The organism is Paenibacillus donghaensis (assembly GCF_002192415.1).
GTDB lineage: Bacteria > Bacillota > Bacilli > Paenibacillales > Paenibacillaceae > Paenibacillus_AQ > Paenibacillus_AQ donghaensis.
Window position 1 is genome coordinate 5,674,323 of the sequence record NZ_CP021780.1, and the last position, 26,201, is coordinate 5,700,523.

Annotated in this window: 18 protein-coding genes and 1 riboswitch; of the genes, 2 read left to right on the plus strand and 16 right to left on the minus strand. The window is 55.9% G+C overall.

Annotated features, from left to right (window positions below; all coding sequences use genetic code 11):
• Positions 1-111: 111 nt before the first annotated feature.
• Positions 112-870, plus strand: coding sequence for an AAA family ATPase (locus B9T62_RS25725; protein ID WP_087917887.1), 759 nt, complete (start codon positions 112-114; stop codon positions 868-870).
• 724 nt (positions 871-1,594) lie between these two features.
• Here B9T62_RS25725 and wsfD read toward each other — a convergent pair.
• The 16 genes from wsfD to B9T62_RS25810 all read right to left on the minus strand — a co-directional run bounded on the left by wsfD (position 1,595) and on the right by B9T62_RS25810 (position 24,803).
• A complete protein-coding gene (gene wsfD / locus B9T62_RS25735) occupies positions 1,595-3,019 on the minus strand; it encodes a glycan biosynthesis hexose transferase WsfD (RefSeq protein ID WP_087917889.1) in 1,425 nt (474 codons plus the stop codon).
• A gap of 9 nt (positions 3,020-3,028) precedes the next feature.
• Positions 3,029-4,954, minus strand: a complete 1,926-nt coding sequence (locus B9T62_RS25740) for an LTA synthase family protein (protein ID WP_087917890.1) — start codon at positions 4,952-4,954, stop codon at positions 3,029-3,031.
• A gap of 210 nt (positions 4,955-5,164) precedes the next feature.
• A complete protein-coding gene (locus B9T62_RS25745; RefSeq protein WP_087917891.1) occupies positions 5,165-6,382 on the minus strand; it encodes a hypothetical protein in 1,218 nt (405 codons plus the stop codon).
• Positions 6,382-6,951: an RNA polymerase sigma factor gene (locus B9T62_RS25750; RefSeq protein ID WP_087917892.1), complete on the minus strand. Its 570-nt coding sequence runs from the start codon at positions 6,949-6,951 to the stop codon at positions 6,382-6,384. Before B9T62_RS25750 ends, B9T62_RS25745 begins: the two co-directional genes overlap by 1 nt.
• 293 nt (positions 6,952-7,244) lie before the next feature.
• Complete coding sequence (locus B9T62_RS25755) at positions 7,245-8,582, minus strand: 5'-deoxyadenosine deaminase (RefSeq protein WP_087917893.1); 1,338 nt, start codon at positions 8,580-8,582, stop codon at positions 7,245-7,247.
• 112 nt (positions 8,583-8,694) lie between these two features.
• Positions 8,695-8,793: riboswitch (purine riboswitch) on the minus strand.
• A 256-nt stretch (positions 8,794-9,049) separates the two neighbouring features.
• The gene (locus B9T62_RS25760; protein ID WP_087917894.1) at positions 9,050-9,574 is read right to left on the minus strand and encodes a GNAT family N-acetyltransferase; all 525 of its coding nucleotides are present in this window, start codon (positions 9,572-9,574) and stop codon (positions 9,050-9,052) included.
• Positions 9,575-9,743: 169 nt separating this feature from the next.
• Positions 9,744-10,169, minus strand: a complete 426-nt coding sequence (locus B9T62_RS40285; RefSeq protein WP_087917895.1) for a FliH/SctL family protein — start codon at positions 10,167-10,169, stop codon at positions 9,744-9,746.
• Entirely contained in the window at positions 10,166-10,477 is a 312-nt protein-coding gene (locus tag B9T62_RS25770) for a hypothetical protein (protein WP_087917896.1), read from the minus strand. The genes B9T62_RS40285 and B9T62_RS25770 overlap by 4 nt, the downstream gene beginning before the upstream one ends.
• Positions 10,474-10,824: an alpha-helical endospore appendage domain-containing protein gene (locus B9T62_RS25775; RefSeq protein WP_087917897.1), complete on the minus strand. Its 351-nt coding sequence runs from the start codon at positions 10,822-10,824 to the stop codon at positions 10,474-10,476. Before B9T62_RS25775 ends, B9T62_RS25770 begins: the two co-directional genes overlap by 4 nt.
• A gap of 29 nt (positions 10,825-10,853) precedes the next feature.
• The gene (locus B9T62_RS25780; RefSeq protein ID WP_087920426.1) at positions 10,854-11,141 is read right to left on the minus strand and encodes a nucleoside-diphosphate sugar epimerase; all 288 of its coding nucleotides are present in this window, start codon (positions 11,139-11,141) and stop codon (positions 10,854-10,856) included.
• 585 nt (positions 11,142-11,726) lie between these two features.
• Positions 11,727-13,859 carry a YDG domain-containing protein gene (locus tag B9T62_RS25785; protein WP_087917898.1) on the minus strand — a complete coding sequence of 711 codons (2,133 nt, stop codon included), beginning with the start codon at positions 13,857-13,859 and terminating at the stop codon, positions 11,727-11,729.
• 242 nt (positions 13,860-14,101) lie between these two features.
• The gene (locus B9T62_RS25790; protein ID WP_087917899.1) at positions 14,102-14,833 is read right to left on the minus strand and encodes a sugar phosphate nucleotidyltransferase; all 732 of its coding nucleotides are present in this window, start codon (positions 14,831-14,833) and stop codon (positions 14,102-14,104) included.
• A gap of 71 nt (positions 14,834-14,904) precedes the next feature.
• A complete protein-coding gene (locus B9T62_RS25795; protein WP_087917900.1) occupies positions 14,905-15,642 on the minus strand; it encodes a glycosyltransferase family 2 protein in 738 nt (245 codons plus the stop codon).
• Positions 15,639-16,586 (minus strand): glycosyltransferase family 2 protein, encoded by a 948-nt coding sequence (locus B9T62_RS25800; protein WP_087917901.1) that lies wholly within the window; start codon positions 16,584-16,586, stop codon positions 15,639-15,641. Before B9T62_RS25800 ends, B9T62_RS25795 begins: the two co-directional genes overlap by 4 nt.
• Before the next feature lie 7 nt (positions 16,587-16,593).
• Positions 16,594-17,436: a glycosyltransferase family 2 protein gene (locus tag B9T62_RS25805; RefSeq protein ID WP_245864063.1), complete on the minus strand. Its 843-nt coding sequence runs from the start codon at positions 17,434-17,436 to the stop codon at positions 16,594-16,596.
• Positions 17,437-17,699: 263 nt separating this feature from the next.
• The gene (locus tag B9T62_RS25810) at positions 17,700-24,803 is read right to left on the minus strand and encodes a WIAG-tail domain (protein ID WP_087917903.1); all 7,104 of its coding nucleotides are present in this window, start codon (positions 24,801-24,803) and stop codon (positions 17,700-17,702) included.
• A gap of 152 nt (positions 24,804-24,955) precedes the next feature.
• Between B9T62_RS25810 and B9T62_RS25815 the strand changes: the two genes are divergently transcribed.
• The gene (locus tag B9T62_RS25815) at positions 24,956-26,098 is read left to right on the plus strand and encodes a YheC/YheD family endospore coat-associated protein (RefSeq protein WP_245864066.1); all 1,143 of its coding nucleotides are present in this window, start codon (positions 24,956-24,958) and stop codon (positions 26,096-26,098) included.
• The last annotated feature ends 103 nt before the right edge of the window (positions 26,099-26,201 follow it).

Sequence of the window (26,201 nt, forward strand, 5' to 3'; positions counted from 1 at the left end):
AAATTGGCTGATGTCCCCTGTCTTTAGCCCGGGAATCCCGAACCTCTGCCGAATTTGTCCACTCGGCTCTACCTGATATACTGGTAACAACTCACAAATCGGGAGGTAACTATGAATAACGCCATGCTGTACCTGCGCCACGCCGAGCTGCTTCGCGGACAAGTGTCTTCCTTCGATGTTTATCCTTATGCGCTGCCTGTGGTGCGTTCGCTGGAGCGGCTTGTGTTTGAGAAGCAGGTAACGTTTCTGGTGGGAGAGAACGGCAGCGGCAAATCCACATTGCTGGAGGGTATTGCTGCTGCCTGGGGTTTTAATCCTGAAGGGGGAACGCTTAATTTCTCGTTCAATACCCGCGCATCCCATTCGGGGCTGTATGAGCATCTTAGAATTGCCAGAGGGGTAAGACGCCCACAGGACGGCTTCTTCCTGCGGGCGGAGAGTTATTACAATGTAGCCAGCTATATTGATCAATTGGATGAAGAGCAGCAACCACTGCCACTGCCACTGATTAAAGATTCATATGGAGGGAAATCGCTGCATGAGCAGTCCCATGGAGAATCTTTCTTCGCCACGTTCATTCACCGCTTCGGAGGACGGGGCCTCTACATCCTGGACGAGCCGGAAGCCGCGCTGTCTCCGCTGCGCCAAATGTCGCTGCTGACGCGGATGCATGAGCTGGTGCAGCAGCATTCCCAGTTCATTATCGCTACCCACTCTCCCATCCTGATGTCCTATCCCGGTGCAGATATCCGGCTGTTGGACGGCGAAGGCATCCGGCCGGTGACTTTGGAGGAGACGGACCATTACACCATTACCCGGGCGTTCATGAACAACCGTGAGCGGATGCTGCAGGAGCTGCTGGGAGACTAGCAGTGTAAGGAGCTGGAACTAAAAGTTTGAACCCCCGAACGCTCCTTCAGTGGGCAGTCAGGGTACGGAAGTCAAGATGTTGCCAATTGCCGCCCGGCCAGCCACATGAAGGGGATGGGTTCGTCCGTTCGCAGGGCGTTATCCAAGTCCCTCAGTCCATCTTGCTCAAAAAACGAGGAGCGCCGCAAGCAGCCACTTCATGGCTTCTGGGAAACCCCTGCGCGTCCGTAGGAGAATACGCAACGCCACCGTACGAGTAGTCAGTCGTTAAGGATATCCGAGCGGTAAAACCTGCAAATGTGCAGGTTTTTCTCAGAATTTCTGCCTAAAAAGAAAAATACCTGCAAATGTGCAGGCATTTCAGAATCAGGTTACTCCAAAAGCCGCTTTGGCCTGAAAAAAGATGTACATTTGCAGGGATTTGAGATTCGGCGGTGCTATCATCCAGAAAAGATGTACTTTTGCAGGGATTTCTCACAAAGTTTAGGAGGAAGGCTATGAATAGTTCTAATCATCAGCAATATTTGAAAGGTATAGATAAGTTATTCATAATTAAGAGCAAATGCCATTCCTGTGTTAAGGTTAAGCAGCCACCTCAGGCGGAATTTATTATCCCCGCCACGCGGCCCGCCCCCACAGCACAGCACACTACAGCAAAAAAAGGGTGTCCCAACAGCCACCGTGGCTCTTGGGACACCCTTTTTCTATAGCTTCCAGCGCAAAACTATCTGCGGCTCCGGTTGGCCGCCCAGGCCGACAGCTGGTAAACCACCCAGCCGACCATGGCCACAGCCATCATGTCGAAGCTTACGTTGAACATAAACAGATGTTTGCCGATATCCGCCCGTCCGTCGCCGAGGATCGGCACCAGGAAGGAGAACAGGCCAATCAGGCCCAGCAGCATCATCAGCTCTCCCGCAACCCTTTCGCGCCTGTCGCGGCTGCGGAAATACTGGAACAATGCCCCTGCGTAATAGATCACGTAGAACCCTGCCAGAAATCCCAGACTGTGCGGGAGATGGTTGTTCTTAAACTGGCTCCAGCCGCTGTAAGCGAAGGACAACGCACCCGCCTTCTGCTCCCCCTGCTCATAGTTTCCAAGATAGTAGGGGCGGATAGCCATACTGTTGCTGGCCGCATACTGCATATTGTCGATCAGCCGGCCAGGATTCTTCAGATAGAAGAACAGCACATCCTTGTGCGAGACACGGTCATAGAAATCGGCCTGCAGCGAAGGATCGTCCTGCTTGATCGCAGTATCTGTCTGGAAGTAGTTTGTTCCCGCCAGCACCTCCAGCCGCTCCGGCAGACCCAAATCCTCCAGATCTCCCAACACATCCGGCGATTCATTCAGAATCCCGAAGAATACCGTCTGATAGAGGTTGATATGCTTCAATTCCTTGGGTGCCGTCACATACAGCAGCACTGAAATCAAGCAGATAGCGGCAGCGAAGCGCAGCGCCAGTTTTCTCCAGTTCCCCGTCCCCTGTAGTACCGAGAAACGCAGGAAGATGAGGCCAAAGGCAATGCCGATCGGCGCGTTCTGGATTTTGGAGCAGACCAGGAAGATCACCGCCACGAAGAAGAGCGTCAGCCCCTTCGAAGTAGGATGTTCCTGTATTGTAAGCCTTAATCCGAGTGCAAAAGTCAGCAGCAGGAACACCAGTGATACCGGCTCGCCGAAGAGTGAGTTGAAATAAGCGAGATATCCAATGTCATAAAAAACGAACAGCAGCATCGCACCCAGCAGCAGCCCGGTCACATAAGACCCGCGGGCATTATGCTTCACAAGCAGCCAAGTGGCTACCAGCAGTAGTAATGCATACACCGTGCCCAGCAAGCGGATATCGAAATAGCTGCCATGAAACAGTCCGCCGATCAGCCTGGGAACGAGCACCAGCAGGATCTGCGAGGAGGGGTAGAAGCCCTGGAAAAAATCATCATAAGCGAACCTGGAATGACTGAAGCTGAAGAAGCGGTCCGCGTACGCTTCAGCGGCATCATAATAATTTAACCCGACCGTGTTCATCATGCGCAGGAAATCGCCATTGTCGGCAACTCCGACAAACGGCTGAATAAAGAGCAGATAGAGAATGATCCCGCATCCGGCGACAGCTGCCAGAATCTCGGGTTTCAGCAGTTTTTTCATTGATTCCTCCTACCGCTGCGGAAGCAGCTTCACGTATTCATCCGACAAGCGCATCAGCTTCAGGATATAATCGTAATCCTGCTGATAGCGGCTGAAGTCTGTCACCGGCTCCAGCTTATCCAGCGATACCGCTTCTCCATTCTGGAAATCCTTGCCGGGAACAAACATAATTTCATCATTAAAAAACGAGCCTGTAGGCGAATAATAACGCATCCCGACCACATTGCGGTCAATGTTCAGCAGATCATGCCCAAAAGCAGTGAATCCTTCCTCCTGAAGCGAAACCCCAAGCAGATTGGCCAGCGTAGGGAGGATGTCCAGTTGGCCGCCGGTCCGCTCCACCTTCATCCCCTGCTTCATACCAGGAGCATGAATGATCAAAGGGATGTTGAAGCGGCTGACCCGCGAATCATAGGAAATACCCAGCGCCTGCTCCACCTGTTCTTCGGGAACATCCTTGGGCTGCAGTCCGAAATGGTCCCCGTACATCACAAGCACCGTGTTATCCCACAGTCCGCTGCTCTTCAGCTCCTCAATCAAGGTCCCAATCGCATAATCCGTATAATTGATGGCTGCCAGATAATCGCCCAGCATGGTATCCTTCAGATTGTCGGGGATAGTGATTTTCTTAAACTCGTCCTTGACCTTGAACGGGTGGTGGCTGGAGACTGTCACCATCTGTGCATAGAAAGGAGTGCCCTTCTGGTTAAGCGCAGCCAGCTTCTCCACGGCTGTACGATACAATTGCTCATCCGAAGCACCGAAGGAGTTGAAATGGTCATTGGTAAATGACTTTTTGTCATAATACCCGTTAAAGCCCAGTGCCGGATACATCTCATTGCGATTCCAAAAAGCCACATTGTTCACATGGAAAGTGTAGGCCTCATACCCTTTGTCACGCAGCAGCCTTGGCAGGCTTGGAATCTTCCGGTCCCCGAAACCGGTGGACATCGCCAGCGTGGCGATGGGGTAAATTGACGTATTGCTTATAAATTCGGCATCCGAGGTGTTTCCGGGCCCGATCTGCTGATAGACATGCGGGAAATAGTATCCCTCATCCGCCAGCTTGTTCAGCACCGGTGTTAGCTCCTGCCCATCCAGCGACTCGTGCAGTGGAAAGTTCTGAAAGGCCTCCATCTGGATCACAATGACATTCTTACCCTTAAATGAGCCGAAATCATCCGGTGCCGCTCCTGGAGTCTTATCGCTGTAAGGGTAGGTCTGCTCCAGAGCATCTATTCGGGCAATCGTATCGTTGATATCTCCGGTACCATGCAGCCCGTTATCTTCCTGAACCTTCAGCGCCGCTGCCACCTCATAGCTGAGGAAGCCGGCGCTCTCCGCCTGTACCAGTTCATTGGTGATGTCGCGCGCGGCCTGAACCGAATAGGCAGACAGAGCAAAACCGCCAATGATCGCTACCAGCAGCACAGTAAGATGGACGAATCGTGCCTTGGACGGCTCGCTTGACAGCTCATACCTGCCATGGTTACTGCGGTATCCATACGACCGTTTCCCTTGCTTCCAGCGGCGGAACAGGCTGTAGCCGCCTATAATCACCAAATCGGCAAAGAACAGCAAATCCACCCTTTGAATCGTTGACTCCACACTTTCCTTCACCTGGCCCACCTGCCCTAGTTCCGTCAACGCCAGATAGGTAGGCACCGAACCAAAGTGGTTGAAATACACACTGGCGGCAAACAGCAGCAGCGACAGCAGTCCATTAAAGATCCAGTAGACCGCCGTTCTCATCCGCACAGGCGTCAGCAGCGTGAAGATACCCATCAGGAACAGCACTGGCGCAATATCCGCCGTGATCCATTCCCAGGCAATGTTGTCAAAAAACAAATACCGCAGCAGCAGCAGCTTGACCCACAGCAGCCCCGCTACAATATAAAACGTACTCCCGACTGAAAAATATCTTCTTTCCTTCATCTCATCGCCTCTTAGACTTTTATAGTATCAAATGTCTTCTTACGTAAAATAGAATAACACTTTCTGTAAAATCTCACATCCGCTTAGTATAACAAGCTTTGATTTTTTAATCAAAACCGCTGGCATCGGCTTGTTCGCCATAACAAAAAAAGCCACCCCTTTAGGGGCGGCCGATACTGTATTCAGACATTAAATTTAGACAGTATAATTTTATTTAGCAGTTATTTTGGCGGTGCCCGCCGGAAGCTGCTCCAGCTCGAGAATCTTCAAATTAATGTCATAATTCACTCTTATTTCTGGTTGTCCTGCAGTATAGAAAACAACGTAACCCACCCGTGTATTATCTTCCTTTGCCAGCTTATAATTCTTGATATCCTGCCCGAATACTCCTTTGGCGAGCGGCTCAACTTTGCTGCGCAGCTTGGCTCCGCCATTCTTCAGCAGATCCTTCTCCAGTGCAGTAAGCTTGGCAATATCTTCATTATTTCGCGCCATCGAAGAAAGGTCCGAAACTGCAATAACCCGTTTGGTCTTGTTATCATATCTTACCGTGTAGGACTTTTTGTACAAAAGCATCAGCGTATCCGATTTATTATAGATATTTCGTGTGCCGCGCAACAGCTCATCGCCCTGTTTTCCCGCAAATTGCTTTAATGCCTTTTGTGCAGCCGTCACGGCTTCCTTGTTTACTTGTGAGTTTTCCAGGTATAACGCTAAGCTGTAAAATGTTTCATCAATAAATTGAACATGCGCTTTATTTTTATCAACAGTCAATGATATTGCGCTTTTCGCATTCTTGGCCAATTGCAAGTCATATACCTTAGACAAGTTAACATCACTGATTTCCCCTTTTCCTTTATACCCGTACTGCTTCAGTTTGGCCTTCGCCGTTTCAATTATCTGTGGCTTCACCTCTGCTACAGGTATGATGGAACTGACATTAGCTGAGCTGACCTTTCCAGTTTGATTGTCGACCATAACATTAGCCGAAACATTATTCTCTATAATAGTGAACATCGTTATGTCTTTACTGCTGCCCTCATTATCCTTCACCAGCGTTAGACGTTTGCCGTATAATTCCTCCACCTTGTCCTCGGCGTTTTTTAGCATCGTCTGTTCGGTGACCGCTGCAGGCGCTTTGGCAGCTTGCTGCACCTTAGAGAGCTGGGACTCTGCAAGCTTCGCCGTTTCGCCGCTCTGCTCCAGGCCTGCCCCGCCCCAGGTTACAGCAGCAACGCCCGCAAGCAGCACGAAACTGGCGGCTGCCGTCATTTTGAGCCGCAGCATCTTCGCTCTCGCCGGTTTCCGGCCCGCATCTCTCCTGTGCAGTGCGCGTACAACCTGATCAGCATGCACGTCTGTGAATTTTTTTTGTGCAAAAGGACTGTGATCCGCTCTTTCGTACCATTCTGGCTTCTTACTCTCCATTATTCTGCCCCTCTCAATTTGGATTGCACTTTCTGGCGTGCGCGGTGCAGTCTGGACTTGACGGTTCCCTGCGGCAGCCCAGCCATTCCCGCGATTTCCTTGATCGTCAGCCCATACTTGAGGTCCAGCACCAGCACCTCACGGTATTTATCCGGCAGCGCCATAATCACTGCCCAGATATCCTGGGCCTGGGAGTTTCCAAGATACTCCATCTCCGCCGAACGGGTTGTCCCCAGCTGCTCCAGCGGGAGCTCCTGCTCCTCCGTACCTGCTACCAACGGCTGCACACCTCCCCACAGACTTGTGCGGTAGAAGCGGGATTTACGGTACGTGAACACCGTATTTCTCGCTATGGTGAGCAACCAGGCTTTGAACGATGACTCTCCCCGGTAGGTGCAGATCCGGTAATAGCATTTAATAAATACCTCCTGTGCCAGATCATCGGCCTGCCCGGTGTTTTTGGTCAAATAGTAGATATAATGCCAGACATCCTCACCATAAATATTCATGATCTCCCTTAGCTGCGATTCGTTCATTTCTTCTGCGTATTGAAGACTCTCCAGCTCCACTGGCTTCACCTCACTTAATATGACTGCGCAAATAGAAGATGGGTTCCCTTTTATCCTTACTTTGATCGCACAAGGCATTCATACATTTCCAGATTACTCCAAATCATCCACAACACCAACATTAATCTATATCGCAGCAGCCTCCGTCCGCCTTAACAACCTCCGGGCAAATTCCCTCTTAGAGCAGGATAAATTATAGCGTGGAACCTATAAATTCTTATATTCGCACAAAAAAGGACGCCCCAACTTTACAGGGGACATCCGTTTTCGCAGAACTCGCATCCTGGCCTAGCTCAGCCTAGCGGCGTATGGGCCAGCAGTCTTTTAATGGAAACATTCGCTTCTCTAAGCACCGTTTCCTTGTCAATCGTCTTCAGCATCCCCTTCTCCATCACAATTTCACCGTCAATAATCGTCGTCTCCACATCGGCGCGGGTGGCCGAGTAGACAATACGCGAGATCGGATCTACGTCATAGGATGGAAAGGTGTGAAAATTGTACAGGTTCAGGATCGCCAGATCGGCCTTCTTGCCGACCTCAATGCTGCCGATCTGCTGCTCCATGCCAACTGCTTTCGCGCCGCCGATCGTTGCCATCCGGAAGACCGTGCGGGCATCCATCGCTGTCGGCCCATGCTGGGGTTTCTGCATAATCGCGGCCAGCCGCATCTCGTTGAACATATCAAGGTTATTGTTGCAGGGAGCGCCGTCGGCTCCGAGACTGAGTGAAATATGCTGATCCAGCATACCCGGTGTGTCGGCAATCCCGGAGGCCAGCTTCAGATTGGAGCCGGGGCAATGGCTGACATGAACGCCGCGCTCATGGAGGATACGCCGTTCCTCGGCATCCAGCCATACACAATGGGCCAGAATCAGGCGGTCATTCGCCAGTCCAAGGTGGTCCAGGTAGACGATGTTGCGCATGCCGGTCATCGCCTGCACAATCTCAATCTCTCCCAGATTCTCGGAGGCATGGGTGTGCACCTTCACATTGTAGCGGGCGGACAGATCACGCACTTCTCTGAGCAGCGGTTCTGTACAGGAAATAACGAAGCGCGGAGAAAAAGCATACTGGATACGCCCGTTGCCATACCCGTTCCACTTCTCAAGCAGATCGACGCTCTCCTGCAGAGAGGCTGCCGTGTCCTCCTGCAGGGCTTCGGGAACATCGCCGCCGCGCTGATCCATCATCACTTTGCCGGAGAGGGCGCGAATCCCGCTTGCGGCAATCGCCTGAAAGGCAAAATCCGTATGGTTGACCGTCTCCATATCCACAATCGTTGTCGTGCCGCTGGTAATTAATTCGCCGATCCCCAGCATGGCGGAATAATACAGCGACTCCTCATCATGCGCCGCCTCCAGCGGCCAGATCCGCTTGCGCAGCCAATCCATCAGCTCCAGATCATCCGCTTTGCCGCGGAACAACGTCTGGCATAGATGAATATGAGTCTGAATGAACCCGGGAATCACCGTCCGGTTGCTGGCATCAATCAGCTTCTCCCCTTCCTGCGGCACCAGTCCGCTGCCCATTTCTACGATCAGATCATCCTTGATCCGGATGTCCCCGGTAATGATTTCCTCTTGTTTATTCATGGTTACGATCTGCGCATGTTTGATCAGGATGTTCGCCATCGTCTATTACGCCCCCTCATTCTTAGCTTCATCTTGGATAACACAAAAAGGCCACAAAAATATGCTCCGCAATTGAACCCGGAATCTGAGGATCGACCCCTGCCCTAAGTTCAGCTTGCCTGCATATTCTCGTAGCCAGAAATTTACGGTTCCCGGTAGAGACCCTTAACCCGATTATTAAGGATATACGAAAATAAAAAAAGGTTATTCAATTCAATCTGAATAACCTCATCTTAAAGGATGGACAATAGCTATGTCAATATAGTTAACATAAATTATTCTTTCACGATTATTATCATCCGAAATAAAGACTGGAATCCCTTTTGTATGTCATATAAGGTGACGTATGTAGTCTTTTTAACGCAAATATACAATCAAAGTTCTACCGTTATTACTTAGGCCCTCACCGGGAGAGCGGCGAGTAACACTGGGAAATAATGGATACCTAAGGGTAACGTTCCACCTAACTATAGCTTGTCCTTTTGACTAAGCCGCTTCTCGAATACAGGGAACGCCAGCTTCCGTTCACTCAGGAAAAACTCCCCTCTGCGCTCATAGCCGAGCCGTGGATATAACGCCAGGATCTTCTCGTTCTTGGCATAGGTATCCATACGCATACTGGTGTAGCCTCCCTGCAAGGCGTAATCCTCGGCAAAATTAATCAGCTTGCGGGCAATGCCCTTGCCCTGCACCTGCGGATGGACGGCCAGCCGGTGCATCAACAGATGCGGCCCTTCGGTTACGCTCCAATCGATAGCCTTATACTCCTCAGCCTGATTCTCATCTAGGGCCAGAATGCCGGCAATTGCGGCCCCCTCCTGATATATATACAAATTGCCCTGCGCTATGTCCGCTCCGATAATGTCCCTGTTCGGGTATGTCTCATCCCACTGGTCACTTCCACCGGCCTGCATTACCTGCACACATAGGGCGATAAGCTCCATAATCTCGTCCAACTCTTCCTGTACTGCTTGGCGTATCCTGCTGCTCATGGTGTACATCCCTTCCTGTCGACATTTAGAACCTCATTCAAGTTTCTGTAATGAAGTCTACCATATCGCCAGTCCAGTGAACAAATGGAAGGAATAGGTGCCGCAGACCCGGCAACAGGGTCAATAGATGCTGCCGGGTGCTACAGCCGGAGGTAGTATTGCCAGCGCCCTAGCCTAGCTCATGCTTATGCCCGTCCTCGAAGCCCTTGGCGAAACCGGCGTCGAACCCCACGTTGTACGCTTCGGTGTACCCCTGCTGAAAGGCGTCTGCCGGGGGCGTTTCCGGCGGGACGCCCAACTCCGGGGGGAGCGGAATCACCTGGGGAGCCTGCTGGGCATCCACTACCGGTATTACCTGCACGGCAGGCTGAACTTTATGGCGTCTGCGGGCCAGACGGCGGCGGAGTCTTCTTTTGCGGCTCAGCAGCAAACCTCTTGTGCTGTAACGGCCTGCCTTCAGGCCGCTGCCTCTGCGGGTTTTCCTGACAATCCATCTGCGAACCAGCTTCTTGCGGACCTTGGCCCGCCGTACCAGCAGCAAGGGGCGTCTGCGGGCCGTTCTGCCGGAACGCTGCAATCTATGGCTCTTCTTCATTTAACTATTCCTCCTGTGCTGCCTGTCTTCTGAATTGCCCTTGGGGAGGATGCCCGGCTTAGCCAGGGCGCGGCAGGTATCCCCCTTTTCGGGCGGTTTAGTGAAATGCCGGTCATCATCCGGCACATGGCGCTCTGATAACCGCTCAGGACGCGAATGTTGTCACTCAGCTTGCGGGCTGTAAGCTCCGATTGCCCCGTCAGCTCGGCGATACTCTCCAGAATCGCCGCCAGCGCGGCCTGGCTGCGGGCAATGGAGCGGATCATCTCCAGCTTGACGGCGTGCTCGGAGTGCAGCCCGCCGCTCATTTGCTGTCATCCCCGAAGTTGAAACCATCGCCGCTCATGCCGCCAAACCCTTCGCCTTCGCCTCCGCCGCCATCCTCACCGCTGCCCAGTACCGCCTTAAGGTTGCTGTACAGCCCGTTCTCCAGCTTGGTCAGTCCCTCAACCATCTCCACGATCACCTCATGAATCGAAAGCGATTCCTTCAGCTGCTCTTCATGCGAATCGAACGCTCTAGCGTGGATATGATGCTGCGTCCACTGCTTCACCTTCTCCGCCTCCACCGCCTTGGCTTCCAGAATCATCGCGATATTCCACTGGATCACGGCGGTCGACTCCAGCATTTGCAGATAGGCCTTTTCTCTGCTCATCATCCGCCTCCTTACCACTTAGAAACCGGCTACTCTTCTTCCTGACCGTTGAGTTCCTTGATTACTCTGCCTACCCCTTCAGCCATCGCTTCTTCTAGATCGGCTAGTGCGTTTAAGTAAGCAATAATGTTCTTGTTTACTTGACCCGTACTTTCAATCATCCCGCTGATCCCGTCAAAATCAGGCTCCGCATCCGGCAGATCATGGACAATTTGCGACATACGGACAGCCACGTGGCGCTCGGCATCGAGAATCCGCGCCATCTGTTCGTGCGTATGGGCCATGTGCTGCAGGACTTTCGTTATTTTACTCTGCACCTTCATGTCTCCTTTGCTCAAACGCCCTGCTACAGCATATGCGGCAGGAGCATTGACGGTGCGGGGTTATGCAGTAAGTAGCGGAGACGGCTGAACCTTCCACGCATTTCGACCAGACCCCAATACAGACATCTAAAGTTCATAGGTCCAGGCAGGAAATTCTACCGCTAGTTCACGGCTAACCCCATCATGCTGAGAGTTACGGACCCCAGCGCCCTCCGTTGCTGACGCCACTATTGCGGGAATTACGGACTCCATGGCCCTAATATGCTCCAAACACCCTTCGATTCGGCGGTTTTGAGCTCAATATAGGCTATGCAGTCCCTTAGCGCCAACTAGCACTACTAAACACATGTCGCCCCCACCATGCATGCCCATTTGGACTTACATCAGAGTTTAGATGTTCATTACAGACCCTGTTACTTGAAATGGCGGATGGGGGAGGGAACAAAAAAGACGACCATTCATTCAAAAATAAAGAATGAAAGTCGTCTTTTTTACTGCTTCCACTTTTGTCACTCACAGAAGCGATGTGTTTCTCAGTGGCCCCGTAAGCACGAGGCGGCTCTATTCCTGTTCTTATCCTTACGGGGCTGTAATTCTACCTGTTGTTACAATATCATTTGCCGGTGTAATATAATTCGCCGCATCGGCTCCAGATAAGGTATAGACCACTGTTATGGTTTTGTTGGTTCCTATGTCTGCATCACTGTAGCTCGCCGCCGCAGTAACGGTTACGTCATCTCCTGCAACCACCCCGCTTAACTGGCCTGCCGTTACAGCAGCTGCCGTTGAACCATTGAAGATCCTGGATTCGGTAAGTAGCGGCGGTGAAACCGCCAACTGTAGTGCAGTGATTGTACCCGTTAGGACGGTATAGGGGGTTGGCGGGAAATAATTTCCCGCGTCTGCACCCGATAATGTATACTCTATCATTATCGTTTTGTTCGTACCTACCTTAGCATCCGTATAAGACGCTGCAATATTAACCGTTACGTCGTCTCCATCAATAATACCGGACACTTGGCCTAAGGTCACAGCTGCAACTGCGGTTCCATCGTATACCTTGGTTCTTGTGATTCGATCTTTGTCAATTTCGCCTGTCGTCACGGTGTAGTTGACCGGTGCCTTATAATTCCCTGCATCCGCTCCACTTAGCGTATACACTACGGTAATCGTTTTGTGGGTACCAATATCAGCTGAATCATAGTTGGCTGCAGCCTGTACCGTAACATCCTCCCCGCTGACTACTCCGATCAGTGAGCCTGCGGTCACGGCTGCGGTTGTTGTTCCGTCTTTGAACTTCGCAAGAGTCAGGTCCGGAAGCTCAATAGTCAACTGGGCAACTGTAATACTCCCATTATTTACCGAGTAATTAACGGGTGCTATATAGCTCGCGGCATGGGCCCCGCTTAATGTATATACCACGGTTACTGCTTTATTTGTTCCAGGTGAGGCACTGCTATAGGTTGCTGTGGCATGTACCTCTACCTGATCTCCCTGCATCACTCCGACAAGTGAACTTGCCGTGACTGCTGCTTCTTTAGTGCCATTATACATTTTGGTATCCAGCAGCAATGCTGGAGCAGCAATAGTTAACTGCAGTCCATCTACCACGATAGGGGTTGAGGCTGCAGATATATTATTGGAACCATCCACGGCATATACCACATAAGTACCGGCCGACAAGCCTTGGGAGCTAAAAAAGGAATACACAGATGCTGTGACTGCAGATCGCTGTCCCATTGTAGCCTTCACAGCATCATCCAGACTAGCTATGGTCTGCAGTGTCGCCCTAGGAACCAGATATAGGTAACCCTCTTCACTGCTTTCACCATATACATTATCCCCAACGGTTATCGGACCCACGGATACTCTCGATAGAACTGGAGCTGTTGTATCAGCGATACCTCCACTGGTTGGTGTGCTTGTTGGTGTTGGAGTGACGACAGGATTGGCGGTTGAGGTCGGTAAAGGAGTTGCTTCTGAAGTTTGTACAGCCGGTATGGCTGGTGGTGTGGCTGTAGGTATAGGCGTGGGTATGGGGGTGGCTGCAGACGTGACCGCAGGTGTGGCAGAATCATTATCCGTGTCCATTCGGACATTTAGAGCTCGCTCTAAAGCCACTATAGCTTCAGCACGAGTAATAAACTGGGTTGGTTTGAAGCTGTTGCTTGCCGTATAACCTGTCATAATCCCCTGAGCTGCAATGTAATCAACCGAAACCTGAGCCCAAGAGGCTATGCTGCTTGAATCCTTGAACGAACTCGTTGTATTTCCGGATAGATCCAGGTCCAGCAAACGATGAATAATAACAGCTGCTTCCTGTCTGCTGACATACTTGTTAACACCTATAGTTCCGTCCGTATAACCCTGGATATATCCTGCTTTCTTAGCTTTGGCAACCTCGGTATAAGCCCAATTAGAAGGAGTGAGGTCTGTGTATGAAATGCTTGCCGTCTCAGTGAATCCAAAAGACCGGTTAATCAGAGCCATGAATTCCGTTCTAATAATGTTGGAATCCGGTTTGAGGGTACCATCCTGGTATCCATGAATGAACCCCTTGTCCATCCATGCATTCATTTCATTCTCAGCCCAATGCCCTTTGATATCGGACGATGCCGTTGCAGCAGCGCCAAAAGCCAAATGAAAGGATGAGAATAAGGTAATAAACGCCAGCAGAGAAGATAGGGTAAATTTAGCAGGTCTATTCTTCAATATTAGTCCCCCAGATACTATATTTTATAGGTTCAACGCAAGCCGGCCACTGCCAAGAAACCTCCTTATATCAGCATCCAATTCTCCATGATTTTCTAAATGAGATAATAGTAACATACAATGAATAAAATTAAATCTAATATATTAAATATTCATATTTTATGAATCAACTCAAGGTCAGACCTACACCAAAAGTGCCCCTTTGGCAAAAGCCAAGGAGCACTTCGGGCAACACTATGCGTTTAAGGCAGCAGGTCCTTCAGCTTCTCTCCCGCTTCGCTCAGGGACTGGAAGGTGCCGGCATCACTCCACCATTCCTTCAGCACATCATAGCTCAGCCTGCGGACTGCGGCGTACAAATTATTGACATCGGTAATCTCCAGCTCTCCCCGTTTCGAAGGAGACACCTTGCCGATCAGCTCAAACACTGCGGTGTCGTACATATAAATGCCGGTTACGCATAATTTGTTCTTCGGCCGATTCGGCTTCTCCTCAATGTAAGCAATCAGCGATGAATCCTTGGCGTCGAACACAGGCACGCCGTATCTGCGCGCATCGTCCACCGGCTTCAGCAGCACCTTGGCCGTCCCGGCCTGCTGGAGCAGATAGGTCTCCACGTAAGGCGTAAGATCATCCATAAACAGATTATCACCGAGCAGCACCACAAACCGTTCTCCCGTAAAAATAAAACCTTCCGCCAGCTTCAGCGCTTCGGCAATGCCTCCGGCGGCCTCCTGGATTTTGTAGGTCAGAGATACGCCAAATGCGGCACCGCTGCCCAGAAAATCAGTGTACAGCCCTGCGGACTGCTTGCTGATAATCAGAAGAATATCGGTGATTCCCGCCCGGCGCAGCCGGTCTATACCGTAACATACCATAGGATATTTGCCGACCGGAAGCAAATGTTTGTTCATAAGCCGGGTTAGCGGATATAGTCTTGACCCTGTTCCGCCCGCCAGTATGACTCCCTTCACTTACTTTCCTCCTCTTTATCTGCGTCTTTGAGCCATAGGCCAGCAGTTTGGCTGTTCAACCCTTATACTACTTAGAAGAAATCAACCGGATTCACCTGCCATTTCTCCATAAACATCCGGCGGTTGCGCTCCACCAGCTCCTGCAGCCCGGTGGAATAGATCTCCTTGAAGCTGGCGCTTCCTTCATGATGTACCAGACAGTCTCCTGCGATCAGCAGCCGGTAGCCCTTCAGCCTGGCCCGGTAGCAGAAATCGTCGTCCTCGTAATGCCCTGGAGAGTAACGCTCATCCAGCAGACCTATGGCGTCCAGCAGCTCTCTTTTGAACAAAAAACATAAGCCCACCAGCCGCCGTGTCTCCACCCATTTCGCCGGGTTGGGAAGATTGGCGGTCACGGCCGCCTGATGATAACCCTCCAGTCCTTCGTACAGCACGGGCACCTGCTGTCTGCCACTCGCATAATTGGTTACAGGCCCAACGATGCCCACAGCAGGCGAGCTGTACAGAGCGGCTTTCAGATTGTGCAGCCAGCCCCGGGAGACTACAACATCATTGTTCAGCAGCAGCAGCTCATCGCCGGAAGCCAGCAGCAGACCCAGGTTGCAGGCAACAGGAAATCCCCGGTTCTCCGGGAGGGAGAGAAAAGTGATGCCCTGGGTGCGGCAGTAATCTGCCGTCCCGTCGTCCGAGGCATTGTCGACAACAATAATCTCGTAAGCCTCCGGCGTATACGCCCTGATGGACTCTATGCAGGTCTGCAGTAGACCCAGAGCATTGTAAGTCGGAATAATGATGCTGGTCTTCGTCATAGTCCATTCCTCCAGGCAGCCATTTGGCGGCGCTGCTCGCTTAACGTTTCATTAAGCAGTGGAGGCTGACCGCTTGCCTCCCGACGGGACAGAATCTCCTGCAGCGCTTCGGCATGGTCTCCCGTAATCAGCTGCTCCATGGGATTGCCGATGCCGGTGTTCCCCTGCCGCAGACGGTTGTGTTTAATCACATTGACTGTCCCGGCTGTTCCGACACGCAGCTGCTCAAGCAGTGAGATCGCGTGGGCCTTCGGCGGAACCATCAGCTCGCGGTATCCGATCGTCTTCAGAGCATAGCGTGAGAGCGCATGTGGGACTGCAGTCATCGAGCTGACACCAAGATCACGGCGGCCCAGCACATCGTTCAGGTAAAGCTTGCTGCGGCTCACATCATCGGCTAGCCCAAATGGCGGCAGCAGCGGATCAAGGTTATTCAGGGCTACATCCAGCCCCTGATCCACCGCTGCGGTGAACAGAGCCAGCTGCCGGGCAGGGATCACCATGTCCCCGTCCAGGAACAGCAGGATGTCGCCCCGGCTTAACTTGGCGCCGATAGCCCGGCCCACATCATGTCCGGCAGGCTGCGGGCAATGCACAATCACGGCCTGCTTCACCTGTCGCGCAAGCTGGAAGCTCTGGTCGCTGCAGCCGTTCAGCACGACGATGATCTCTGCCGGCTGCAGCCGCACCACCTGCTCCAGCAGCCGCTGCAGGGTATGCTGCTCATCGCGTGCGCAGATGATCACGGACAGCGAGCCGCGCACGGCTGGCAGCGCCTGGACAGCCCGGCTGTCCTGCGGCTTGCGCGCGGAGCGGCGCAGGGTTCCCCTACGGGCAACGCCCTTCCGCCGGGTGCCGGACCGCCGCCCCGCCGCCCGAACTGCCGCCGGACGGCGGCGGGCGACGGCGCGACCAAGGGCGGATGTCTTCATGCTGCTGTTCATTGCCTCATCACCTCACTAGTTCCCTGCGCCGGATACCGTCGCTGAGGCCAGCTCTGCTGCCTCGGCGCTCAAGCAGCAGCTGCACCGCTGCCAGATGATCCTGGACGATAACGTGCTGCAGCGGGTCCTCTCTGCCCACCTTGCGGCGGACTGCATTCAGCTTCCCGACGGGCACTTCATCTACCGTCTGTACCTGCAGTCCCTCCAGCACCGCACGGGCATGTGCGAGCGGCGGACGGCTCAGAACCGCACTGCCCAGCTGTTCCAGCGCTCTGCGGCTGATGGCATGCGGCACTGCAGTCATGGAGCAGCCGCGCAGATCCGGGCGGCTGAGCAGAAGATTCAGCGCATATTTGGAGAGCACGACCGGATGGGGAACCGTGCTGCGGACCGGACCGGAATAATGGTTAAGCGCAATATCCGCGCCGTGCCCCACAGCCTCCACGAAGGGACGCAGCCGGACAGCCGGGATCACCATATCCCCGTCAGTGAACAGCAGAATCTCGCCTTTGGCCGCTTCTGCCCCCCTACTACGGCCCACATCATGTCCAAGCGGCTGCTCATAGGTAATCACGTATGCACCTGCCGATTGAGCAAGTTCGGCTGTCCTGTCGGCAGAGCCGTTGACAATGACAATCACCTCACAGCGCGGATGAACAGCCCGGGCAGAGGCGATAACCTTGGCGATTGTCTGCGCTTCATTCATTGCCGGGATAATGACCGATACATAAGGATCGGGGTGATTAGCTACAGGTTCTATAGCGGCAGGCCGCACCGGATGCGCGGTCCGCCGCGTTGTTCTTGATGCCCGCCGCACCGTGCGGCGGGCAGAAGTACGTTTCTGCTTCATGCTCATCCACCTTTCTTGCAGGTGCTTGTTGGATTCGGGCTGGGGGTTACATCACAGTTTATGTAATCCTGTAAGCCGGGTAACGGCCATTGTCTCCCCTGGTTCAGATTTCATGGACAAATAGGCTCTCTGACAATTCGACGGTCTGCGGGACGCCTCAGACTAAAAACCCGACAGACTCCCTATAAAGGAGCTTGCCGGGTTTCAAATGAACGCAAACCTGAAGCTTTAATGGTAAAAGTACATCTACATCGGTATCGTGCCTAATCAAACACCCGGTCATCCGCCAGCGGTTTGGTCATCGGCGGGCCAATGGCGATCCAAGAGATCACGCCGTAGAAATGGGGAGTGTCGCGTAGGCGCACCACCTGGATTACGGCCTCTCCGCTGGCTCTGCTTTTGAGCGAAGCATAGAAGTAAGGCTGGTTCGTCATCGCCACAAGCACATAGCCGGTATGGCCGAAGCCCTCATCGAATGCTACCTTCACCTCGACACTTTCAGCATCCCCGTTGAACATAAAAGCGGTCATGCCAAACTGCTGCAGTGCCTCCCGTTTGCCTGCACTGAACACTGGGCTGAAATCCAGATGCTCCTGACTCACCGAGCCGGGGGCAAGATGGGTTCCTTTCACGGCACCGGACGCGAGATGATAATCCTGAATACTTTCTTCTTCCAGGTGGCGGGACTGGATGGCGAAGGAGCTGATTTTGGCTGAATCGACGGATTCATCCTGCAGCTCTGCCGTGCCCACGGCGCCCTCGACCAGATGCACCGAGCTGATGCTGCCAAATTGCAGCTTGCTTGCGGCAATGCTGCCGTCAGCCAGCAGCTCGCCGCTGCGCGCCTCTTCCGCCAGATGGACCAGCCCGACAATGCCGGGCTGCAGGTGGTGCTGCTCCACAATGCCAGCAGCCAGATGCGCACCGGTCACACTCTCCAGCGCCAGATGATGGGATTCGACTGCGCCTTCGGCCAGCTTGTCGCCGGTAATGCTGGCATCCGGCAGCAGGTCGGCGCTGCGCACCTCCTCGGCCAGGTGGCCGAGGAAGATGCCGCCCGGCCGGATATGCCAGGAGTCCACCGAGGCCGGGGCCAGGTGGCCACCATATACACTGGCCGGAGCCAGGTGAAAGGAGCCCACCGCCCCCTCAGCCAGCTTGTCGCCGGTAATGCTGGCATCCGGCAGCAGCTCGGCGCTGCGCGCTTCGTCCGCCAGATGGGCCAGCCCGACAATGCCGGGCTGCAGGTGGTGCTGCTCCACAATGCCAGCAGCCAGATGCGCGCCAATCACACTCTCCAGCGCCAGATGATGGGATTCGACTGCGCCCTCAGCCAGCTTGTTGCCCGTAATGCTGGCATCCGGCAGCAGGTCGGCGCTGCGCGCCTCGTCCGCCAGATGGGCCAGCCCGACAATGCCGGGCTGCAGGTGGTGCTGCTCCACGATGCCAGCAGCCAGATGCGCACCGGTCACACTCTCCGCCGCCAGATGATGGGATTCAACTGCGCCCTCGGCCAGCTTGTCGCCCGTAATGCTGGCATCCGGAAGCAGGTCGGCGCTGCGCGCTTCGTCCGCCAGATGGGCCAGCCCGACAATGCCGGGCTGCAGGTGGTGCTGCTCCACAATGCCAGCAGCCAGATGCGCACCGGTCACACTCTCCGCCGCCAGATGACGGGACTCGACTGCGCCTTCGGCCAGCTTGTCGCCCGTAATGCTGGCATCCGGAAGCAGGTCGGCGCTGCGCGCCTCATCCGCCAGATGGCCCAGCTGGACAATGCCAGGCTGCAGGTGGCGCTGCTCCACAATGCCAGCAGCCAGATGCGCACCAGTCACACTCTCCGCCGCCAGATGACGGGACTCGACTGCGCCTTCGGCCAGCTTGTCGCCCGTAATGCTGGCATCCGGCAGCAGCTCGGCGCTACGCGCTTCGTCCGCCAGATGGGCCAGCCCGACAATGCCGGGCTGCAGGTGGTGCTGCTCCACAATGCCAGCAGCCAGATGCGCACCGGTCACACTCTCCGCCGCCAGATGACGGGACTCGACTGCGCCTTCGCCCAGCTTGTCGCCCGTAATGCTGGCATCCGGCAGCAGGTCGGCGCTGCGCGCTTCGTCCGCCAGATGGACCAGCCCGACAATGCCAGGTTGCAGGTGGCGCTGCTCCACAGTACCAGCAGCCAGATGCACGCCGGTCACACTCTCCACCGTCAGGTGACGGGATTCGACTGCGCCCTCGGCCAGCTTGTTGCCCGTAATGCTGGCATCCGGCAGCAGCTCGGCGCTACGCGCCTCGTCCGCCAGATGGGCCAGCCCGACAATACCGGGCTGCAGGTGGTGCTGCTCCACAATGCCAGCAGCCAGATGCGCACTGGTCACACTCTCCGCCGCCAAGTGACGCGATTCGACTGCGCCCTCGGCCAACTTGTTGCCGGTAATGCTGGCATCCGGAAGCAGCTCGGCGCTACGCGCCTCGTCCGCCAGATGGACCAGCCCGACAATGCCGGGCTGCAGGTGGTGCTGCTCCACAATGCCAGCAGCCAGATGCGCACCAGTCACACTCTCCGCCGCCAGGTGATGGGATTCGACTGCGCCCTCAGCCAGCTTGTTGCCCGTAATGCTGGCATCCGGCAGCAGGTCGGCGCTGCGCGCCTCATCCGCCAGATGGCCCAGCTGGACAATGCCAGGCTGCAGGTGGCGCTGCTCCACAATGCCAGCTGCCAGATGCGCACCAGTCACACTCTCCGCCGCCAGGTGATGGGATTCGACAGCCCCTTCGGCCAGCTTATTGCCCGTAATGCTGGCATCCGGCAGCAGGTCGGCGCTGCGCGCTTCGTCCGCCAGATGGGCCAGCCCGACAATGCCGGGCTGCAGGTGGCGCTGCTCCACAATGCCAGCAGCCAGATGCGCACCAGTCACACTCTCCGCCGCCAGGTGATGGGATTCGACTGCGCCTTCGGCCAGCTTGTCGCCCGTAATGCTGGCATCCGGCAGCAGGTCGGCGCTGCGCGCTTCGTCCGCCAGATGGGCCAGCCCGACAATGCCGGGCTGCAGGTGGCGCTGCTCCACAATGCCAGCAGCCAGATGCGCGCCAATCACACTCTCCAGCGCCAGATGATGGGATTCGACAGCCCCTTCGGCCAGCTTGTTGCCCGTAATGCTGGCATCCGGCAGCAGGTCGGCGCTGCGCGCTTCGTCCGCCAGATGGGCCAGCTGGACAATGCCGGGCTGCAGGTGGCGCTGCTCCACAGTACCAGCAGCCAGATGCACGCCGGTCACGCTCTCCGCCCCCAGATGACGGGATTCGACTGCGCCCTCGGCCAGCTTGTTGCCCGTAATGCTGGCATCCGGCAGCAGGTCGGCGCTGCGCGCTTCGTCCGCCAGATGGGCCAGCCCGACAATGCCGGGCTGCAGGTGGCGCTGCTCCACAATGCCAGCAGCCAGATGCACGCCAGTCACACTCTCCACCGTCAGGTGACGGGATTCGACTGCGCCCTCGGCCAGCTTGTTGCCCGTAATGCTGGCATCCGGAAGCAGGTCGGCGCTGCGCGCTTCGTCCGCCAGATGGGCCAGCTGGACAATGCCAGGCTGCAGGTGGCGCTGCTCCACAATGCCAGCAGCCAGATGCGCGCCAATCACACTCTCCAGCGCCAGATGATGGGATTCGACAGCCCCTTCGGCCAGCTTGTCGCCCGTGACGCTAGCATCCCGCAACAGCCGTCCGCTGCGCACCTCCTCGGCCAGGTGACCGAGGAGGATGCCGCCCGGCCGGATATGCCGGGATTCCACCACGGCCGGGGCCAGGTGGCCGCCATACACACTGGCCGGAGCCAGGTGGGAGGAGCCCACCGACCCCTCCGCCAGCTTGTCGCCGGTAATGCTGCCCTCCGGCAGCAGGTCGGCGCTGCGCGCCTCGTCCGCCAGATGAGCCAGCCCGACAATACCGGGCTGCAGGTGGCGCTGCTCCACAATGCCAGCTGCCAGATGCGCGCCGATCACACTCTCCGCCGCCAGATGATGGGATTCGACAGCCCCTTCGGCCAGCTTGTCGCCGGTAATGCTGGCATCCGGCAGCAGGTCTGCGCTGCGCGCCTCGTCCGCCAGATGGGACAGCCGGACAATGCCGGGCTGCAGGTGGCGCTGTCCCACAATGCCAGCTGCCAGATGTGCGCCAGTCACGCTCTCCAGCGCCAGATGATGGGATTCGACTGCGCCTTCGGCCAGCTTGCCGCCGGTAATGCTGGCATCCGGAAGCAGGTCGGCGCTGCGCGCCTCGTCCGCCAGATGGGCCAGCCGGACAATGCCGTGCTGCAGGTGGCGCTGCCCCACAATGCCAGCTGCCAGATGCGCGCCGATCACACTCTCCAGCGCCAGATGATGGGATTCGACAGCGCCTTCGGCCAGCTTGTCACCCGTAATGCTGGCATCCGGAAGCAGGTCAGCACTGCGCGCCTCGTCCGCCAGATGAGCCAGCCCGACAATACCGGGCTGCAGATGGCGCTGCTCCACAATGCCAGCTGCCAGATGCGCGCCGATCACACTCTCCAGCGCCAGATGATGGGATTCGACAGCCCCTTCAGCCAGCTTGTTGCCGCTAATGCTGGCATCCGGCAGCAGGTCGGCGCTGCGCGTCTCGTCGGCCAGATGGGCCAGCCGGACAATACCGGGCTGCAGGTGGCGCTGCTCCACAATGCCAGCTGCCAGATGCGCACCGATCACACTCTCCAGCGCCAGATGATGGGATTCGACAGCCCCTTCGGCCAGCTTGTTGCCCGTAATGCTGGCATCCGGCAGCAGCTCGGCGCTGCGCGTCTCGTCGGCCAGATGGGCCATCCGGACAATACCGGGCTGCAGGTGGCGCTGCCCCACAATGCCAGCAGCCAGATGCGCGCCGGTCACACTCTTCGACGCCAGATGACGAGACTCGACAGCCCCTTCGGCCAGCTTGTCGCCGGTGATGCTGCCCTCCGGCAGCAGCTTGGCGCTGCGCGTCTCGTCGGCCAGATGGGCCATCGTGATCTCACCGGCTCCGATATGGCAGCCTTCCACCGCTTCCAGCGCCAGGTGGCTGCCATCTACACTGCCGGGAGAAAGATGGCGGGAGCCGACCGCTCCTTCCCCGAGCTTCGTGCTGCTAATGCTACCCTCCTGGATCTGTACGTTTGAGACCGCTCCGGGTAGAATATGGCCGTTGCCGATCGAGAATGGCCGGATATTCGCTCCGCCGATGCTTCCTGGAGTCAGGTGCCTGCTCTCGACGGCTCCTGCCCCGAGGGCATCCGCCCCCACAGCTCCGGTAGACAGATGTTCGGCCAGCACAGCGGCTTCGGCCAGCTTGCCGGAATCGATGCTGCCTTCGGCAAGTTTAGCCGTGGTTACGGCCATATCGCTGATTTTGTCTGTCGACACGCTCTCCGGCGACAGCTTCAGTGAGGTGACCGCATGATCGGCCAGATGGTGCGGCTGCACCGCTCCTGCGGCAAGATGCACCTCGCTGACAGCCCCGGAGGCCAGCTTATCCGCTGACACCGAGCCGGCCTGGAGCGCGGATGCGGTAACGCTGTTCTGGCCAAGATGGCGGCGTTCCACCGCACCGGGGGCCAGATGCTCGGCATCGACGACCGCGCCCTGCAGCACACGGCCGCTGACGCTGGCATCTGCCAGATGCTGCTCCTCCACAGTGCAGAAGGCAATATGCTCCCCGCTGACTGCTTCACGGGCAAGCGCCGGACCGTTCACTGCGCCAGCTGCCAGCTTCGCGGAGTTGACCGCGCCATCCGCCAGCTTGGCGGTGCCCACGCTGTACGCATCCAGATGTTCAGCGGATACGGCTGAAATACTCAGCTTCTCTCCTGTAACCGCCCCATCGGTTAGATGGCGGGACTGCACAGCTCCCCCTTTAAGCTGTTCAGACCCTACCGCCTCCGCTGCCAGATGCGAATGTTCCACGACCTCCCGCTGCAGATGCTGCGAAGATACCGACTGCATCGCCAACTGAGGCCCGCGGATCGCGGACTTGGCAATATGCCGTGTGGTTACTGCCTCATCGGCAAGCTTGGTGGCAACGATGCTCTGGTCGGCAATTTTAGAGGAAGTCACAGCCTGCTCCACCAGCTGCGCTGTGCCCACTGCGCCTTCCGCCAGCTTCACATAAGTAATGCTGCGGTCGGTCAGGTGGCGGGTGCCGATCTCTCCATCCGCAATATGGCCCGCATTCACGCTGTCTTGCGCCAGATGACGACTCTTCACAGCTTCCGCACCCAACTGCCGGGAACCTACCGCACCCTCGGCCAGAATGCTGCTGTCCACAGCGCCGGACTGCAGCTGTTCCTTGCCAATCAGCTGGTTGGCAAGCTGGCTGCGGCCAATTGCTCCCGGGGCTAGATGCTTCGCCGTCACCAGACCTTCGGTCAAGTGACGCCCTTCGATCACGGCATCCCCCAGCTTCACGCCAATGATTTCTCCGTCAGCGATTTTGTCAGCTGATATGGAGGCCTCAGCCAGCTTGGAGCGGTCGATACTGCCGTTCCCGAGATGGCGGCCGGTGATGCTGCCGCTGGCGATTTTGTCACCGGTCACAGCCCCGTCCTCCAGCAGTTCGGATGTAATCAGCCAGTCGCTCAGATGGCGGCTTTCAATTGCCTTATCCGCCAGCTGGCCGCCTCCGATAATCCGGTCGGCCAGCTTTTCCGGGCCGATGCTGCCGTTCTTTAGCTTTTCGCCGCCAATCGAGTGGTCCAGCAGCTTGCTGCCGCTGATGCTTGCTTCCGCCAAATGCTCGCCGGAGATCGATTCTGCAGCGAGTTTGGCCGATGTTACCGCCTTGTCCGCGATATTTATACTCTGTACCGCGTAATCCTGAAGCCACGGCGTGCCAATAATGCCATATTTCAGCTTGGAGCCGTCAATCGTGCGCGGGGCAATCTTGGCTCCGGTAACGGCAGCATCGCTCAGATCATCCGTATAGACCGGCTGCAGCCGCTCCTTATCCGCAGTGAATTCGGCTATATCCTCTGAAGCCGGGGCTTCAGCCTGCACGCTCTGCTGCAGCTCAACCTCAATCCCTGGCTCCGTCTCCAATGTCACTCCAGAATCTGTAGCATCTGTAGCATCTGTAGCATCAGTAGAATTTACAGATTCTGCAGCTATCTCTACCTTCGGCGCTTCCGCTGTTTCGACCCCGCTAACCTGCAAGGTCTCCGCTGGCTCAAGCTCAAGCGACGGCACTTGCTCCTCTTCCCACTGGACGACCTCTCTTCTGATTGATCCTCTGGGACTGCTCTCCAACAGACTCAGTTCTTTCATATTTGGATTATCCACCACATAGAGCCGTTTTTTCGAGTTGCGCGGCTGCCTTTTTTTGGGACTCTTCACAAGCAGTCTCCTCCTTCCATCTAATGTTTCTTCTAGGCATCATATGCAGCCCCATAGGCTTCTGACACCCCTTCCCCCACTACCTTCTATTTCAAAAAAGGGCATCTGCCGCCGCGCATTCGTCCATCCTGACACGCAGGTACAAACATACAATGAGTAGAGAAGACCTAAGCGCGGGTCAAGCGACAGAAGAAACGGGAGGAACGAACATGGGGCACAGGCTCGTTGGAATACTGTTAAATGCCGCTATGCACCGGGGCGTTCCCCGGCTCAAAACAGGACAGGAGTCTCTTGCCAACTATGAAGAGGCAGCCACCGCTTACGGCCTAACTCCCTGCTTCCTGAAGCTGGGTGACATCGATACTGACTCAGGCTTAAGCAGCGCTTATATAAAAAGCGAAAAGGGTTACGAGAGAACCCTGATCGCCACACCCGCAATTATTCATAACCGGGCGATCTATACCGAGGACAGTCCGGGTCTTGCACGGCTGCTCCAGCATGGGCCGCTCCTGTTCAATGCCTGCAACCGGTATGGCAAGGACGAAATTCATTCGCTGCTGGAGCAGCATGCCGGACTGCGCGCCTATCTGCCGGCTACAGCCAAGGGTTCTGCAGGGCTGCGGTCCATGATGGCCGCCTACGACGATCTGATTCTCAAGCCGTGCCGGGGCAGTGTCGGCCAGGGCGTGATGCGCCTGGTCCGCAGAACCCCGCGGCACTGGAGCTGGAGCTACCGCTCGCCTTCCAGGGGACGCTGGATCACCCTGCCGGTTGACCCGGAGAACCTGCCCCGGGTGCTGCGTTCACGGCTGGCCGCAGTACCTTACCTGGTGCAGGAGCGCATCCAACTGGCTGAAATCGGCGGCCGGCCCTTTGATCTCCGTGTTACCGTGCAGCGCGGCTGGGGCGGCGAATGGCAACTGACCGGCCTGTTCGCCAAGCTGGCAGCCCCGGGCGGCTTTGTCTCCAATATCGCCCGGGGCGGGGAAGCGATCAGCTCCTCTTTTGCCCTGGAGAAGGTGTTCTCCGGCGCAGAGGCGGCCCGCATCCGCATGTCTGTCGGCGCACTCAGTCTGAGAATAGCCAGTGCGCTGGAGCAGAGCCTTCCCGGACTAGCTGACATCGGACTGGATATCGGAATCGCAGGCGACGGCAGATTGTATTTCATTGAATGCAACGGCCGCGACCAGCGCTACGGGTTCCAGAAGGCCGGCCTAACCGAGGCCTGGAAAGACAGCTACCGCCGGCCTATGGGGTATGCGCGTTACCTGCTGGAAAGTGGCGTCAAGACATAACTGTTATTGATTTGTCTCCTGTTCTATGTCAATATAATGCAGAGCGGTGACGGTCCGGCCTTAAGGACGATGGCAGTCGGCTCTATTATGGAAGGGAGATTAG